Origin of the sequence: Streptomyces sp. NPDC051738 (genome assembly GCF_044453205.1) — a bacterium.
Classification (GTDB): domain Bacteria; phylum Actinomycetota; class Actinomycetes; order Streptomycetales; family Streptomycetaceae; genus Streptomyces.
Genome location: NZ_JBITCM010000012.1, coordinates 193,310 through 207,915 on the forward strand (window position 1 = coordinate 193,310; position 14,606 = coordinate 207,915).

Below are 14,606 nucleotides of genomic sequence, written 5' to 3' on the forward strand. Positions count from 1 at the left end.
TTCAGTCCCTTTCCCGATCGCTGTTGACTTCCCGCGCGCCGTCGACGCCCCGTGCGCGCAGCCCCACGACCGCTACGACGAACCCGGCGAAGGCCAGTACGGCGGTCCAGAAGGTGGCCGTGTACATGGCGTTCAGGAAGGCGCGGTCGGCCGACGCCGCCAGCTCCGGCAGCCGCAGCGAACCGGCCAGCGAGCGGGCTGTCTCGGCGGAGGTGCGGGCCTGCGCCGCGGTCTCCGCCGACAGGCCCTGCAGGCCGACGGGCAGGGCGGTGTCCGCCATGCGGTCCCGGTAGACGGCGGAGAGGATCGAGCCCGCCAACGCCACCCCGAGCGTTCCGCCGACCTGCCGGGTGACGCTGTTGACGGCCGATCCGGCGCCCGCGAGCTGGGGCGGCACCCCGCGCATCATCACGGCCGTGACCGGCGTGCCGACCAGGCCCATGCCGAAGCCCTGCACCCACAGCAGCGCGGCGATGACCGGGATCGGGGTCCGTCCGTCGAACCACAGATAGCCGACATACGTGGCCGCCGTGGCCAGGACTCCGGCCGCGATCGTCCACCGGGCCGACAGCAGCCGGCTCATCGCCGGGGACGCCTGGCTGCCCAGGACGATGCCGATCGCGGCGGCGATCATCACGGTTCCGGCGTCGGCGGGGGAGAGGCCACGGGGGCCCTGGAGGTAGAAGGCCGCGTAGAACAGGTGCCCGGCCAGCGCCATGAACGCGATCAGCAGCACCACGCTCCCGGCCGTGAACCCCGGCTGCCGGAAGAGCCGTAGGTCCAGGCTGGGCGCCGGAGACCGACGCTGACCGGCCACGAAGACGGCGAGCAGGGCGCCGCCCAGGACGAGGGGCAGGAGGACGTGGGCGCCGTACCAGGTCCGGCCGTTGCCCAGCTCGATGATGCCGTAGACGACACCGCCGAGCCCGAGCACCGACCACGCGAGGCCGGGCAGGTCGAGCACCCTGCGCCCGGGGCCCTTCAGCGCGGGCACCACGGCCACCACCCCGGCCAGACACAGGGCCACGATCGGCACGTTGGCCAGGAACACCGAACCCCACCAGAAGTGGTCGAGCAGCAGCCCGCCCACGACCGGGCCGACCGCCACGCCCAGACCGCTGGAGGAGCTCCAGATCGCGATGGCCCGGGTGCGCTTCTCCTCCGGGGTGCTCTGCACGATGACCGACAAGGTCGCGGGCATCAGCAGCGCGCTGCCCGCGCCCATGAAGGCGCGCGCCACGATCAGCCGTCCCGCGTCCGGTGCGAACGCGCCGGCCGCTGAGGCGGCGCCGAACAGGGCGAGGCCGGCGAGGAGGGTGGTCCGGGGACCGAAGCGGTCGGCGAGCGCGCCGCCCGCGAAGAGGGCGCCCGCGAAGACCAGGGTGTAGGCGCTCGCCACCCACTCCAGTTCGGCGGGGGTCGCGCCCAGGCCCGCGGCCGGGTCGGCCAGCGTGGTGACCGCGACGTTGAGGATCGAGGTGTCCAGCCAGATCAGCATCTGGGCGCAGACGACGACCAGGAGGACGGGCCATGAGCGGGTCGGAGGCGCCTGTTCTTCGGTCCTGCTCACGGTGGTCATCGCATGCCTTCCTGGTCAGGGGTGTCGCCGATACCTCCGAGGTCAGGGACGGCGCCGAGGCCCCCGTATGCGCGCAGCGCCCGGTCGACGAGGGCGTCGGCCGCGCCCGTGTAGCCGGCCGGGTCGAGGAGGTGCGCCAACCGGGCGGGGGTGAACCGGGCCGACAGTTCGGGGTGTTCGGAGAGCACCTCGGCGAGTGGGCGTCCGGTGTCGGACGCCTCGGCCGTGGCGGCGGTCAGCAGCGTCTTCGCCCGTGCCTTGCCGAGCGCCGGGGCGAGCGCCACCGTCAGCCGTTCGGCGACGACGGCGCCGCCGGTCAGTTCGAGGTTGGCGAGCATCCGCTCCGGGTGGACGACCAGTCCCTCCGCGAGTTCTACGGCGGTGTGCGCCGCCCCGCCGGCCAGCCGCAGCGCCTCCCTCAGCGGCTGCCACTCGGCGTGCCACGCCCCGGCGGGCCGCTCGTCCTCGGCGAGCATGCACTGCGCCAGGACGAGGGAGTGCGCGGGGACCTGACGGGCGGCCGACACGATCAGGGTGGCGAGTACGGGGTTCCGCTTCTGCGGCATCGCCGAAGAGGCCCCGCGTCCGGTCGCCGCGGGCTCGGACACCTCGCCGATCTCGGTGCGGGACAGCGTCTGCACATCGAGCGCGAACTTCCCGAGCGCCCCGGTGACCAGCTGCAGCACTGCGGCCAGGTCGGCCACGGGCGTGCGCGCGGTGTGCCACGGGATCACCGGCTCGGCCAGCCCGAGCGCCTGCGCGAACGGCCGGAGCAACTCCGTTCCGCCCTCGCCGTCGGCATTCCTGCCGGCGCCGCTGTCCTCGCCCTGCCCGCCGTCCAGTACCGCGTACTCCCCGTACGCCGCGAGCGTGCCCGCCGCGCCGCCGAGCTGGGCCGGGAGCGTGGACGCGACGGCCCGTACCCGGACGAGGGCCTCGGCGACCAGCTGGAGCCAGCCCGCCGCCTTGAGGCCGAAGGTGGTCGGCACCGCGTGCTGGGCCAGGGTGCGCCCGGCCAGCACGGTGTGGCGATGGGTGTCGGCCAGGGCGGCGAGGGCGACGCGGACCCGGTCCAGGTCGGCGGCGATCAGGCCGAGCACCCGGCGGGCGACCAGCATGGCCGCCGAGTCGAGGATGTCCTGGCTGGTCGACCCGCGGTGGACGTACTCGGCCGCGGCCGGGTCCTTGGCGGCGACCAGCTCGGTGAACGCGGTGACCAGGGCCACCACCGGGTTGGCCGTGGCCCTGGCCGCGTGGGCCAGCGCGACGAGGTCCAGCCGGTCCGCGCGGGCCGCCGAGGCGATCGCCGCCACCGCGGCGGCGGGCGTGCGTCCGACGGCGTACTGGGCCCGGGCCAGGGCGACTTCGGCGTCCAGCATGGCCTGCAGCCAGGCCTCGTCGGTCACCTCGGCAGCCGCCGGTGTGTCCGCCCAGGTGGGGGCGAGCAGGCCCGCGTCGGTGCCCACGGACAGCGCGTTCACGCTCGTCGACTCCCTCTCTCGGCCATCTCTTCCTCTGTCTCTTCCTCTGCCTCTTCGTCAAGCAGCAGTGCCGCCCGCGCGATCGAGTCCGAGTCCTCCAGCGTCACCGAGCCGACGCCGGGCCTGACCCCGACCGCCGTCACCCAGCGCACCCCTTCCGTCGGCACCCCGAACGCGAACCGGCGCGGGTGCGCCCGGCCCGCCGCGTCCACCAGCCGGGGCGCGCTGCCGGTCACGGCCAGCCCGCCCGTCTCGTAACCGCCTCTCTCATGACCGCCCAGCCGGTACGGGACGCAGGCACTGGCCGAGAACAGCGACCTCAGCAGGGGGTTGGCGGTGCGCCGCAGATCGACGGCGGGCAGCCGTGCCTCGATCAGCGCGCCGACCGGCACCGGCGCCTCGGACACCGACTCCGCGTCCACCAGGAAGCGGCCTTCGCGTGCCGAGGGCCGTACCCGCATCCCCGGCCCGACGAGGTGCAGCACCCCGGCCTCGATCAACGCGATCAGCTGCTCGATCCGGAAGGCAGGCGGGCCGATCGACGTGAAGGCGTTAAACGGCGTGTACCAGCTGTCGAGTTCGCCGCGGTAGGACTCGCCCAGGACGCCGCCGTGGTCCACCACCAGCCGGATCTCGTTGCGCAGGTCCCGCAGGGCGTCCAGCGCGGCCTTCAGCGGCCCGTCCGCATTGCCGAGGCGGGCTTCCGCGACGTCCCGCCGCAGGTACGCCAGCAGCCAGTGCCGGAAGTCGTCGCGGCCGGTGAAGGTGCGCTCGCCGTACGGGCGCTCGACGCGCCGCCAGTCCCAGCGCTGGTCGGGCGGTACGGCGTACCGGTCGAGCAGGTCCGCCTCGTAACGCCGGCCGGCGAGAGCGGACCGTACGAACTCCTCGGCGGCCGGGGCCCCTTGGGCCGCGCGGATCCACGCCTCGTAGTAGACCGTGCGGACCTCCCGGTCGATCAGTGGCCAGAGGTCGCGGCGGAAGCCGACCGGTCGCCGCCGCAGTCCGGCGATCACCTCCGGGGTCAGGAAGCGGGGGTGGTGGCGGCCGAGCGCGCCCTTCTGGTTCTCGCCCCGGGCGTGGTACGGCACCCCGCGCCGCGAACCGGCGTACAGCACCGGCTCGTTGCCGCTCGGGAGGTACACCAGCCCGTTCTCGCTCTCCTTGAACGTGCCGCCGCGGCCCTCGGTGAGCAGCGCCAGATGGTCGAAGAAGTTCAGCCCCAGGCCGCGCAGGGCGACGGGAGTGCCGGGCGCGATCCCGGCCGTTTCGGCGTCGGCCGGGTTGGCGGGGCCCACGTACGTCAGACCGTGCCGGCCGGCGAATCCTGCCAGCGCGCCTTCCTCCTGGCCGGGGAGCTGCTCCGCGTGGCCGAGCGCCAGCACCACGGCCTCCAGCCCGGCCAGCCGGACGCCGTCCGCCAGCGTCACCGTCTGCCGCCCGTCGGGGGTGTCGTCCAGCGCGACCGCGGTCGACCGGTGCGTGTGGACCGTCACCTCCTCGGGCGCGGTGCGTAAGAGGTGCCGGAACACCCACTCCAGGTAGTGGCCGTGGAACGCCCGGGTCGGATAGGAGTCAGGGCCGAGCCGGCGTGCCTCGTCCAGGACCTGGAGCGGGTGGCCCCCGGTGTCCTGCTCGATCATGCGCGCCCATGCGTACAGGCTGGGCCCCGGCACCGAAGGGCCCGCGCAGTCCACGCTGTCGTCGGTGAACAGGGTCACCTGGGAGGCGACCGTGTTCATCAGCAGCTCCCCCGGCTGGCCGGTGCGCCACACCGCGCCCGGACCGGGCGGATACGGGTCGACGAGGTGGACCGTGACCGGCCGGGCGGTGCCCGCGGCGTTGGCGCAGACCCGCTCAAGGACGGACAGCCCGCGCGGACCTACGCCGATCAGGCAGAGGGCGAGGGGGGCACCGGATCCTGTCGGCGCCGTCTTTCCTGGGCTGGTGACTTCCGGGCTGGTCATTCCCGGGCCGGTCACTCCCGGCGCGGTGGCTCCCAGGCTGGTGGCTCCCGGCCGGGTCGCTCCCCGTGCGGTGGCCCCTGGGCTGGTGGCTTCCGGCCCAGCTTTTCCCGGCGTGGTGGCTCCCGCCCCAGACGCTCCCCGCCCGCTCATTCCCGGCCCAACTCGTCGCGCCAGCTCGGCCGTAGCGGCTTCCAGCCCAGTGCCGTGCGGGCCCGGGCGTTCGTCGCGCCGCGTGCCGTGGTCAGTTGATGGGTCAGGAACCAGCCCAGCAGCCGGGGCGCGAGCGCTGCCGGGAGGGCGCGTGGGGGTGGGGCGCCGAGTGTGCGGGCGTAGTGCGGGAGCCACTGGGCGGCCGGGGCCGGGTCGTCGTCCGTTACGTGGAAGCAGCCGGTCGCCTCGGACTCGACGGCCGCTACGGCCGCTACGGCCGCCTGCACCGCGTCGTCCACGTGCAGGAACGACGTGATTCCGGCGCCGCCCTCCGGCAGCGGGAGCTTCCCGGCCAGCACCCGAAGGGCCGTCCCGCCGTCCCGGGCGTACCCGGTACCGGGGCCGTACAGCGTGCCGTACCGCAGGACCGTCCCCGCGAGGTCGCTGCCCGACACCAGCCGCTCCAGCTCCGCGACGGCCCGCACGGTGGCGGCCCAGCCGGGGTCCGGGGCGTCCACGTACAGCGGGGCGTCCTCGTCGAGGACCGGTGGGCCCTGCGGTGCGGCGGCGAAGGCGATGGACTGCGCGACCAGCCGACGGGCGCCGGCCGCGCGGGCCGCCTCGACCAGGTGGGCGGTGCCCTCGGTGCGCAGGCGTGCGGTCTGCGCGAAGGCTTCCGGAGGGTCGTCGCGCAGCAGCCGTAGCGCCGTCAGTTGGTGGACGACCACCTCGGGCCGGGCGGCCGACACCGCCGACAGCACCGCCTCGCGGTCGAGGGCGTCGGCGACCACGACCCGGTCCGCCTCCGGGGCCCGCGACGCGTCCCGGACCAGTGCGCTCACCTCGTGGCCCCGCGCCCGCAGCGCGCCGACCAGCGGATGTCCGACCACGCCGGTGGCACCGGCGACCAGCACACGCATACGTCAGCCCTCCCCGCCGGCGGTCAGCGGCGTGGCGACCCGCATCAGCAGACGGCACGCCTTGTCGCCGTCCTTCAGGCAGCTCTCGGCACGGTTCTCCGTGAGGGTCACGCCGAGCCCCTCCGACCAGCCCGCGTGGATGTCCGTGCACGGGCAGCGGTAGCCGTCCAGCGAACCGGCCATCCGCACCATCGTGACGGCGAAGCTCCGCTTCAGGGTGAGCACGATCAGGTCGTCGTCCTCGACCTCGGTGGAGGCGTTGCGCAGCTCCGGCGGGAACATCCGGTCACCGCAGTCGTCGTAGCGGCGGCGCAGTTCCTCCAGGTCCTTGCGGGTGTCACCGGTGTCGGGGAGCGGGCCGGAGAGGCGGCCGACGCGCTGCGCGACGTGCAGGGCGACCTTGCGCAGCGCCTCGGCGTTGAGCTCGTTGGCGGCCTCCTGCCCGAACCGCGCGGCCACGCCCTGGTACCAGTTGGCGTCGTGCTGCCACCACAGTCGGTACGCCTCACTCGCCCGGGCGCGGTGGTTGACGCCGTCGCCGTCGGCTGTACTCGTGCTGCTCATGCGTGCTGCTCCTCGGCGGCGAACCTGTCGCGCATCACTCGTTTGAGAACCTTGCCGGTGGCGCCCTTGGCCACGTCGTCCGGCTTCATGCGCAGGGCCCGGTGCACCGGGGGGTATCCGGCGGCCGACAGGACGGAGTTGACGCGCTCGGTCCATGCCGCGTCGCCGCCGGCACCGTCCGCCGCCGCGTCCTCGTCGGCCAGCTGGAGCAGCGCGTATGCCTCGCCCTCTCCGTCGCCGTCCCAGTCCGCCCGTACGCCGTCCGGGGCGACCCCGACGACCGTGCAGTCGGCCAGCTCGGGCAGCTCGGCCAGCAGGAGTTCCTCGGTGCGGGTGCTGAAGACGATGCCGGCCCGGGTGCGGACGGCGTCCGGCGCGCGGTCGAGGTGGTAGAAGTTGCCGTCCTCGTCCTGGTGGGCGAGGTCCCCGGTGAGCCAGTAGCCGCCGAGCCGCATCCGGTTCCAGGTCAGCGAGTCGTTCCAGTAACCGGGCGTGAGCGTCGGGGACTTGAGGCCGAGGCGGCCGATCTGCCCGGGCGGCAGCGGGGTGCCGTCCTCCGACAGTACGGCGGCCTCGGCGAAGCTGATCGGTTTGCCGATACGGCGCGAGTAGGCGTCGGTGTCCTTGGTGTGCCGGTTGTGGAAGACGGAGTAGCCGGCCTCCGAGGAGCCGAGCCCGTCCACGAAGACCGAGCCGTCGACCCGTACGCGGCGCAGGTCCCGGCCGATCTTCTGGTGACTGCCGTGCGCCACCAGGGCGCGGATGTGCGCCTCGTGCGCCGCGTCCCCGGTGTTGAACCACACCTGCACGCTGGACAGATCGCGCTTCGTCAGGTCCTCGGCGGCCATCTCGCCGAAGGTCGAGGCGAACCCCAGCACGGTGGTCGGCCGGAACTCCTCGACGGCGTCCAGGACGTCCGCGCCGCGCTGGCTGGACAGCAGCTTGATGTCGGTGCGCAGCAGCAGGCAGTACAGCAGCGTCGCCACCATGGCGTTGTGCGCGCCCGGCAGCCCGACCAGGGTGCGCTCCATGTCGGTGCCGGTGGAGTAGCGCAGCCGGTGCAACTGGGCGTACATCAGGGTGCGGTGGGTGTGCGGTACGCCCTTGGGCATGCCGGTGGTGCCGGAGGAGTGCGAGATGAGCACCGGGTCGGTCGGGTCGTGCCGGTACGGGTACGACGGCGGCAGCGACGCCCGATGTTCCGGGCGGATGTCGGCGGCGGTGACGTGGAAGCCGAGGCCGGAGTCCGCGAGCACCTCCCGGTGGGCGTCGTCGGTGAACGCACCGGTCGCGCCCTGCCGGCGTACGTACTCCCGGGCGATCTCCGGGGCCAGATTGCCGTTGACGAACGACGGGATCGCGCCGAGGGACGTCAGCGCCAGGAAGTTCACCGCGAACTCGGCGCTGGAGTAGGAGTGGAGGGCGACCGGGTCGCGGGGCCGTACACCGTGGGCGGCGTACCAACCGGCGTACGTCTCGACCACCTCGTACAACTCGCCGAGCGTCAGCACCTCGGGGCGGCTGCCGTCGGGCGCCCGCCAGGTGCCGTCCGTGCGCAGGACGGGTTCGTCGAGCGGGCGGCCGTACGCCTTCAGGCGGTCCAGGAGGTTGCCGGCGCCCAGTTCGGTGTCGGAGCAGATCCGCGCCCGCTCCTGCCTACTGATGAGCATGGGTCTCCGTCTCGTCGGCGGTATCAGCGGTATCAGCGCTATCAGCGGTGAGGACGAACGCGCTGGGGCCGGACAGGAGTTGGCTCCCGCCGTCCCGCAGCAGCCGTCGGTGGGCGGCGGCCAGGTCGAACAGGCCCTGTATGCCGCCGGGACGGTCGACGGCCCCGGGTGCGGGTGTCTCGGCCGCCTGGATCGTCACTGGTACGTCGGCGCCTGGGCGGCCGAGCAGCGCCGCCGCCGCCAGGCCCGCGGACGCGGGGAGGTCAGGGGTGCCGTCGGCGGTCAGTTCCCGCCGCAGGACGGCCACCCGCTCTCCGCCGCCCAGCTCCACGCCCAGCACCAGGACGCGGTCCAGCTCCGGGTCCTCCAGGAGCAGATCCGCCATGGCCAGCAGTTCGGTGACCGGGTCGTCGACGGTGGAGATGCTGAACATCTGCCCGGTGATCCCGAACTCCCGGCTGGTGTGGCCCAGTACGGAGTTGGGCGTGGCCTGCATGAACAGCAGCGGGTTGTGCACCTTGCCGGAGACCATGCGCGTGCTGGCCAGGTCGGCGGTGGTGGTGTCGCCCAGCAGACTGGCCAGCACGACGGCAGTGCGCGAGCCGTCACCCGGCCGCTCGGTCAGGCACTGCCGGCTCACCTCGTACGCCAGCGGGCTGAACGCGGACTCCACGAAGCCGGGCAGCCTCGGCAGCGGGATGTCGCCGTCACTGCCGGCGCCGTGGGTGGCGGTCGCCGAGGTGAGGATGCCGAGAGGGGCCCGCAGCGGGGACTTCTCGCCGGTCGTCATGGCCGCTCCAGCACGAGTGCGGTGTTGGCGCCGCCGAACGCGGCGTTGACGGTGAGCGCCCGGCGCAGATCGGCCCGGCGCGGCCGGTTCGGCACGTAGTCGAGGTCGCACTCCGGGTCCGGCGCGGTGAATCCGGCGGTCGGCGGCAGTACGCCGTCCGTCAGGGCCAGCAGCGTGATCACGAACTCCACGACGCCCGCCGCCTCCAGGAGGTGGCCGGTGGTGCTCTTGGTGGAGCTGACCGGTATCGACTCCGCCCGGTCCGGGAAGGCGGCGCGCAGGCCGCGGGTCTCGGCGCCGTCGTTGTACTTGGTGCCGGTGCCATGGGCGTTGACGTAGTCGAGGGCAGCCCCGTCCGGATCGCCGGCCAGCCGCAGCGCCTGCCGCGCCGCCCGCGCCAACCCCGCTCCCTGAGGGTGCGGTTGGGCGATGTGGTGGGCGTCCGTGGCCGCGCCCCAGCCCACCACCGAGGCCAGCGCCCTGCCACCCCGGCGCCGGGTGTGCTCGGCGGACTCCAGTACGACGACCGCGACCCCGTCGCCCAGCAGCAGCCCGCTGCGGTCCGCGCTGAACGGGCGCACCATGCCGTCCTTGGACAGCGCACGGCCGGAGTCGAACTTCCCGAAGGTCTCCTCCTCCACCAGGTAACCGCCGCCACAGACCGCCACGTCGGCCCGCCCGGAGGAGATCAGCCGGCAGCCGTGGATGATCGCGGCGGCGGAGGCGACACAGGCGTTGGTGAAGGTCAGCCGCGGTCCGGTCAACCCGAGGCGTACGGCGAGCAGTTCGGTGAGCCGGGCGGGTGCGGCGTCGGCGGCCCGGTCGGCCGCGGCGCCCGCGCCGGTGTCGGTGTCGCCCTCGCCCACACCGGCACCGCGCCAGTACCGAGTGACGCTCGTGTGGTCGCCCGCGACGCCGAGCAGGACCGCCGCCCGGGTGCCCGTGCCCAGCCCCGCCATGTCGAGGGCCCGCGTACCGCACTCGGCGAGCGCGTGGCGCAGTGCCCACTGCTCGACCGCTTCGGGGCCGTCGGGGGCGGCGGCCGCCATCGGCGTACGGTACGGGCCGGTGTCGAACCGGGTGGTGGGCGCGAACGCGGGGACTCCCGCGAAGACCCCGCGCCGCACGGCGTCGGCGCCGTTGCCGAACGCCGTGCGCACCCCGAATCCGGTCACCGTGACCTCGCCGCCACCGCGCATCTCGCCGCTACCGCTCATCGTGGCCGCCCTCCTCGACGGCACGCAGGTACGAGGTGAGCCGCCGCAGTGAGGTGAGCCCGGAGATCTCCTCGTCGCTGGGCTCCACGACCAGGCCGTGGCGCTCCTCGATCACATGCAGGAGCCACACCAACCCGAGGGAGTCCAGGACCAGTTCGGCGTCCTCGCCGAGGTCGTCGGGCAGTCCAGGGAAGACGTTGCGGTCCGACAGCAGTTCGCGGACGGAGTCGGTGGTGAAGGTGGCCGTACTCATGCCTTCACTCATGCCTTCGCACCGCGCCGGATCACCTCGGCGACGAGTCCGCCGAGGGTCAGGGAGGCCAGCGGCTCGATGTCGGTGTCCGGTATCTCCACGCCGAACCGCGACTCCAGCCGCATCGTCAGCTCGATCAGGCTCAGCGAGTCCACTTCCAGCCCGCCGACGGTCATCGGGCTGTCGTCCGTGATGCCGTCGCGGCTCAGCAGGACGTTCATCTCGTCGATGACCGCGGTCAGGACGAACTCGCGGATCTCGTCTTCCAGGGTCGACGTACTCATGATCGGTGTCTCCACGTGAGGGGTCGAAAGGAGGGAAGGATGAGGTGAAGGCGCGGGCGGCGCCCGGGCTAGGAACCGCCGTCCGCCACGGCCGCCTGCGGCACAGCCGCCTGAAGCACCGCCGCCTGCCGCAGCAGCTTCCCGTTGGACGTGCGGGGCAGGGCCTCCAGCACCCGGATCAGCCGCGGCAGCTTGTAGTCGGCCAGCCGTTCCCGGCACCAGCGCAGCAGTTCCTCCGGCGACGGCCGCTCGGCCCCGTCCGCCACCGCGACGTACGCCTCGGTCACGCCCTCGTGGACCAGGACCGCCTGCTGGACGGCAGGATGCTCGCGGAGGACGTTCTCGACCTCGGACAGGTCCACCTTGAGGCCGCCGATCACGACGAGGGAGTCGGCGCGGCCGTGCACCAGCACCGTCCCGGAGGCGTCGACCGTGGCCCGGTCCCGGGTGTGCAGCCAGCCGTCCGCGTACTGGGTGCCGCCGGAGTCGAAGAGATACGGCGACTCCTCGAGGGCGACGTCCAGTTCGCCCCGGTGCTCCCGTACCACCACACCCGGCGCGGCCGGGCCGACCGCCGGCCGGGCCAGGGTGCCGCGGGCGTCCATGGCGACCACACCGGTCTCCGTGGTGCCGTAGGACTCGCCGACCGCGATCCCGTACCGCTGCGCGAACCGCGCCGCGACCTGCGGGGGCATCAGCTCGCCGCCCGACACCGCGACGCGCAGCTCGGGCAGCGCGGGGGGATCGGAGGCGGCGGCGAGCAGCTCGTAGTGCATGGGCACCCCGAACAGGGTGGTGATCCGGTGCTCCACCGCGGTCCGCAGGATGTCGCGGGCGGAGATCCGCGGGGCGAAGACGACGCGGACCCCGGCCACGAGCGAGTGCAGCAGCCCGGCGATCAGACCGAAGCTGTGCGCCGTCGAGCTGAGCAGCAGCAGCCTGTCGCCGGCGCCCGGCATGCCCGGAACGCGGGTGAACCGGTCCACCTCGGCGGCGAGGGAACGGGCGGTCCTGCCGATCACCTTCGGCCGCCCGGTGGAGCCCGAGCTGAACTGGACCAGCCGGTGGCCGGTGCCGGCCGGGCGACCGCCGCCGAGGCGCTCGGTGACGACCTCGTACTCGGACCGGAAACCGAACGTCGCCCGGACGTTGACCCCCGCGCTGACCATGAACTGCGGTCGGCACGTGGCGCACAGCGCGGCCACCTCCGCCGGTTTGAGCCGGAAGTCGAAGAGCAGCACCTGGGCGCCGAGCCGCCACAGCGCGAGCAGCACCTCGACCTGGGTGAAGCTGGGCGGTGTCCGCAGGCCCACGGTGCTGCCCGCGCCGATGCCGTATCCGGCGAAGACCGCGGCCTGCTTGGCCACCCGGTCCCGTAACTCGCCCCGGGTGACCAGCTCCTGGCGGTGGGCCAGGTAGGGGAGTGCGTCGTCGTGCGCGTCGAAGAGTCCTCGGACGAGGGAGGTCATGCCGTCGTCGGGCCCGTCAGCCGTGTGGTGCGTGAGGTGCGCCGCGAGTTCGCCCATGGGGCTCAGACCTCCTTGCAGAACTCGCCGATGGGCAGGCCTACATGGCGCTTGTCCGTGGCCAGGTAGCCGAGCAGCTCGTCACCCGGCTGGAGTTCGGTGACGTTGAGGACCTTGCCGCCCGGGCCGAGCACCCGGACGTGCCAGTCGTCCTGCACGGTCAGGCTGACCAGCCCGCCGTCCTCGGCGTGGGTGCGGATCTCCAGCAGCGGCCGCGACTCCAGCTTGGCGCGTCCGACCACCACCCGTCGGGTGCGCCCGTCGGCGCCGACCGCGAGCAGGGCGGTGCCGGAGCCGACCTCGCTGAGGTAGTTGGTGCGGTTGTCGGGGCCGAGGGTGTACGAGTGCAGGGCACCGGCGTTGACCCGGAACGGCCTGGTCGGCATGTACGGCAGCGGGTGGGTCTCGGAGCAGCACAGCACGAACCCGGAGGAGTAGGAGCCGACGAGGATGCCCTCGTCCTCCTCGAAGTGCGAGCAGGTGTCCACGCAGACCCGGTCGCCGAGCCCGACGTGCCGGATGCTCTCCACGGTCAGCGTGGACAGCTCCAGCTGGGGTGTGGTGGCCTGCAGCAGCCGCGCCAGGGCGAACACGTCGTCGGCGCCGCGGGGCGTGAACAGGATGCCGTCCGAGCCGCGCTCCAGCACGTCGAAGACGATCGCCGCCTCCTCCAGGCCGTCCACGACGGTCACCAGCTTGCCCTCGGCCGACTCGGCCGCGGCGAGCACGATCTCCAGCGGGATCTTGGTCGGATCGGCGAAGTGGATGACGGTGTACGGCAGCGCCATGGCGCCCGTGCACGACAGCTGCAGGGTGCGGTCGTCCCGTACGTCGACGAAGCCGGCGACGGGGGTGCCGGGAGCGCCGGTGGTGCCGGTGCGGTGGTCGGCGGCGAGGGCGTCGAGCTCGTGCTGGGTGGTGAACTTCCGCAGCAGGACGTCGGCGCCGGGAGCGGACGGGGAGTTACCGGGGTCGGCCTCGGCGGCGGACTTCGCCTCCTTGCCGCCCGGCTTCTTCGGGGCGGCGGCCGGTGCCGGGCCGTCGTCGGCCAGGATCCGGGTGACGGTCGGGGGCAGCGTGCCGAGCAGCTTCGCGTCGGCGGAGAGTACCCCGGCCATCCGGGCGTGGACGGCAGCGTCCACTACCGCCTGGATCTGCCGTGCCGGGACCTCACGCAGATCGATCCATGCGAACCTCATGCGACACCTGCCACGATCGTCGAGTAGTTGGTGGGGGGACTGGTGGGAGAACTCGTGCTCAGGCCGCCCGCCCCGGCGGTGCCCGGGACGCCGCCGTGCACCACGGCCGCCAGCCGGGACACCAGCTCGCGGGGGGACGGGGCGGAGAAGACCCGGCGGCCGATGGCCAGCCCCCGGCAGCCGGCGGCCATCACCGCGGTGCCGTACTCGACGAGGTCGGAGCCGTCCGGCGGTCCCCCGGCCGCGAGGATCGGGAGGGGGCTGTCCGCCACCACCTCGGCCATCCGCTCCAGCGGCAGGGCGACGGAGGTCTTCACCATGTCCGCGCCCAGGTCAGCGGCCACATTGGCCAGATGCGCGAGCAGGGCCGGGTCGCGCGGGTCCGTGATCCGGGGGCCGCGCGGGTAGATCATCGCGATCAGCGGCATGCCCCACGCGTCGCAGGAACGCGCCACCGCGCCGAGATCGGCGAGCTGCTGGGCCTCGGTGTCCGAGCCGATGTTGACGTGGACGCTCACCGCGTCCGCACCGAGCCGCAGCGCCTCCTCGACGTCGGCGACCAGGACCTTGGCGTGCACGTCGGCGGAGTGGGCGGTGCTGGCGCTCAGGTGCACCACCAGCGCGCAGTTTCTGAGGATGTCCGGCGCGAAGGCGCGGGCACGTCCCTTGTGGACGATGACCCCGTCGGCCCCGCCGTCCACCAGCGCGCGCAACAGGTCGTCCCACTTGTCGGCGGGGACGATCGGGCCGTCCGAAACGCTGTGGTCGAGCGGCACGAGAAGATGCCGGCCGTCCCCGGCCAGCGAAAGTCTTCTCAAGCGAAATAACTTGCCGGTTTTCAGCATGGGTAATGTGCCTTCCCCGTCCGTGGTCCTTCCAATGTCCGAAAATCGATGGTCGTAGAACTTTCAAGTTCCCTTGGAGGTCAGCATTCCGCGAGTGATCAGTCGTTGGCAAGGTGTAACGGCTGGCAAATATTCATGCCGGAGCGTGCATGAATATTGAC

General features: G+C 73.2%; 13 protein-coding genes. All 13 read right to left on the bottom strand.

Features of this window, described 5'->3' with window-relative positions:
- Nucleotide 1: 1 nt before the first annotated feature.
- The 13 genes from ACIA8X_RS27545 to ACIA8X_RS27605 all read right to left on the bottom strand — a co-directional run bounded on the left by ACIA8X_RS27545 (nt 2) and on the right by ACIA8X_RS27605 (nt 14,445).
- Nucleotides 2-1,579, bottom strand: a complete 1,578-nt coding sequence (locus ACIA8X_RS27545) for an MFS transporter (RefSeq protein ID WP_399459332.1) — start codon at nt 1,577-1,579, stop codon at nt 2-4.
- The gene (locus ACIA8X_RS27550; RefSeq protein ID WP_399459333.1) at nt 1,576-3,060 is read right to left on the bottom strand and encodes an adenylosuccinate lyase family protein; all 1,485 of its coding nucleotides are present in this window, start codon (nt 3,058-3,060) and stop codon (nt 1,576-1,578) included. Before ACIA8X_RS27550 ends, ACIA8X_RS27545 begins: the two co-directional genes overlap by 4 nt.
- The gene (locus tag ACIA8X_RS27555) at nt 3,057-5,027 is read right to left on the bottom strand and encodes an FAD/NAD(P)-binding protein (protein ID WP_399459334.1); all 1,971 of its coding nucleotides are present in this window, start codon (nt 5,025-5,027) and stop codon (nt 3,057-3,059) included. The genes ACIA8X_RS27550 and ACIA8X_RS27555 overlap by 4 nt, the downstream gene beginning before the upstream one ends.
- A 146-nt stretch (nt 5,028-5,173) precedes the next feature.
- Nucleotides 5,174-6,097 carry an NAD-dependent epimerase/dehydratase family protein gene (locus ACIA8X_RS27560; protein WP_399459336.1) on the bottom strand — a complete coding sequence of 308 codons (924 nt, stop codon included), beginning with the start codon at nt 6,095-6,097 and terminating at the stop codon, nt 5,174-5,176.
- A gap of 3 nt (nt 6,098-6,100) precedes the next feature.
- Nucleotides 6,101-6,661: a hypothetical protein gene (locus ACIA8X_RS27565; protein WP_393452913.1), complete on the bottom strand. Its 561-nt coding sequence runs from the start codon at nt 6,659-6,661 to the stop codon at nt 6,101-6,103.
- Complete coding sequence (locus tag ACIA8X_RS27570; protein WP_393452916.1) at nt 6,658-8,331, bottom strand: class I adenylate-forming enzyme family protein; 1,674 nt, start codon at nt 8,329-8,331, stop codon at nt 6,658-6,660. The genes ACIA8X_RS27565 and ACIA8X_RS27570 overlap by 4 nt, the downstream gene beginning before the upstream one ends.
- Nucleotides 8,318-9,121 (bottom strand): hypothetical protein, encoded by an 804-nt coding sequence (locus ACIA8X_RS27575; RefSeq protein WP_393452919.1) that lies wholly within the window; start codon nt 9,119-9,121, stop codon nt 8,318-8,320. Before ACIA8X_RS27575 ends, ACIA8X_RS27570 begins: the two co-directional genes overlap by 14 nt.
- On the bottom strand, nt 9,118-10,338 hold the full coding sequence (locus ACIA8X_RS27580) for a beta-ketoacyl-[acyl-carrier-protein] synthase family protein (protein ID WP_399459337.1): 1,221 nt from the start codon (nt 10,336-10,338) through the stop codon (nt 9,118-9,120). Before ACIA8X_RS27580 ends, ACIA8X_RS27575 begins: the two co-directional genes overlap by 4 nt.
- Nucleotides 10,328-10,591, bottom strand: coding sequence for an acyl carrier protein (locus ACIA8X_RS27585; RefSeq protein ID WP_399459338.1), 264 nt, complete (start codon nt 10,589-10,591; stop codon nt 10,328-10,330). The genes ACIA8X_RS27580 and ACIA8X_RS27585 overlap by 11 nt, the downstream gene beginning before the upstream one ends.
- An 8-nt stretch (nt 10,592-10,599) precedes the next feature.
- Nucleotides 10,600-10,875: an acyl carrier protein gene (locus ACIA8X_RS27590; protein ID WP_190197229.1), complete on the bottom strand. Its 276-nt coding sequence runs from the start codon at nt 10,873-10,875 to the stop codon at nt 10,600-10,602.
- Nucleotides 10,876-10,943: 68 nt separating this feature from the next.
- Entirely contained in the window at nt 10,944-12,401 is a 1,458-nt protein-coding gene (locus ACIA8X_RS27595) for a class I adenylate-forming enzyme family protein (RefSeq protein ID WP_399459339.1), read from the bottom strand.
- A 5-nt stretch (nt 12,402-12,406) separates the two neighbouring features.
- Nucleotides 12,407-13,600, bottom strand: coding sequence for a 3-dehydroquinate synthase II family protein (locus tag ACIA8X_RS27600; RefSeq protein WP_399459340.1), 1,194 nt, complete (start codon nt 13,598-13,600; stop codon nt 12,407-12,409).
- The gene (locus ACIA8X_RS27605; protein WP_393452934.1) at nt 13,597-14,445 is read right to left on the bottom strand and encodes a 2-amino-3,7-dideoxy-D-threo-hept-6-ulosonate synthase; all 849 of its coding nucleotides are present in this window, start codon (nt 14,443-14,445) and stop codon (nt 13,597-13,599) included. The genes ACIA8X_RS27600 and ACIA8X_RS27605 overlap by 4 nt, the downstream gene beginning before the upstream one ends.
- Nucleotides 14,446-14,606 lie beyond the last annotated feature (161 nt).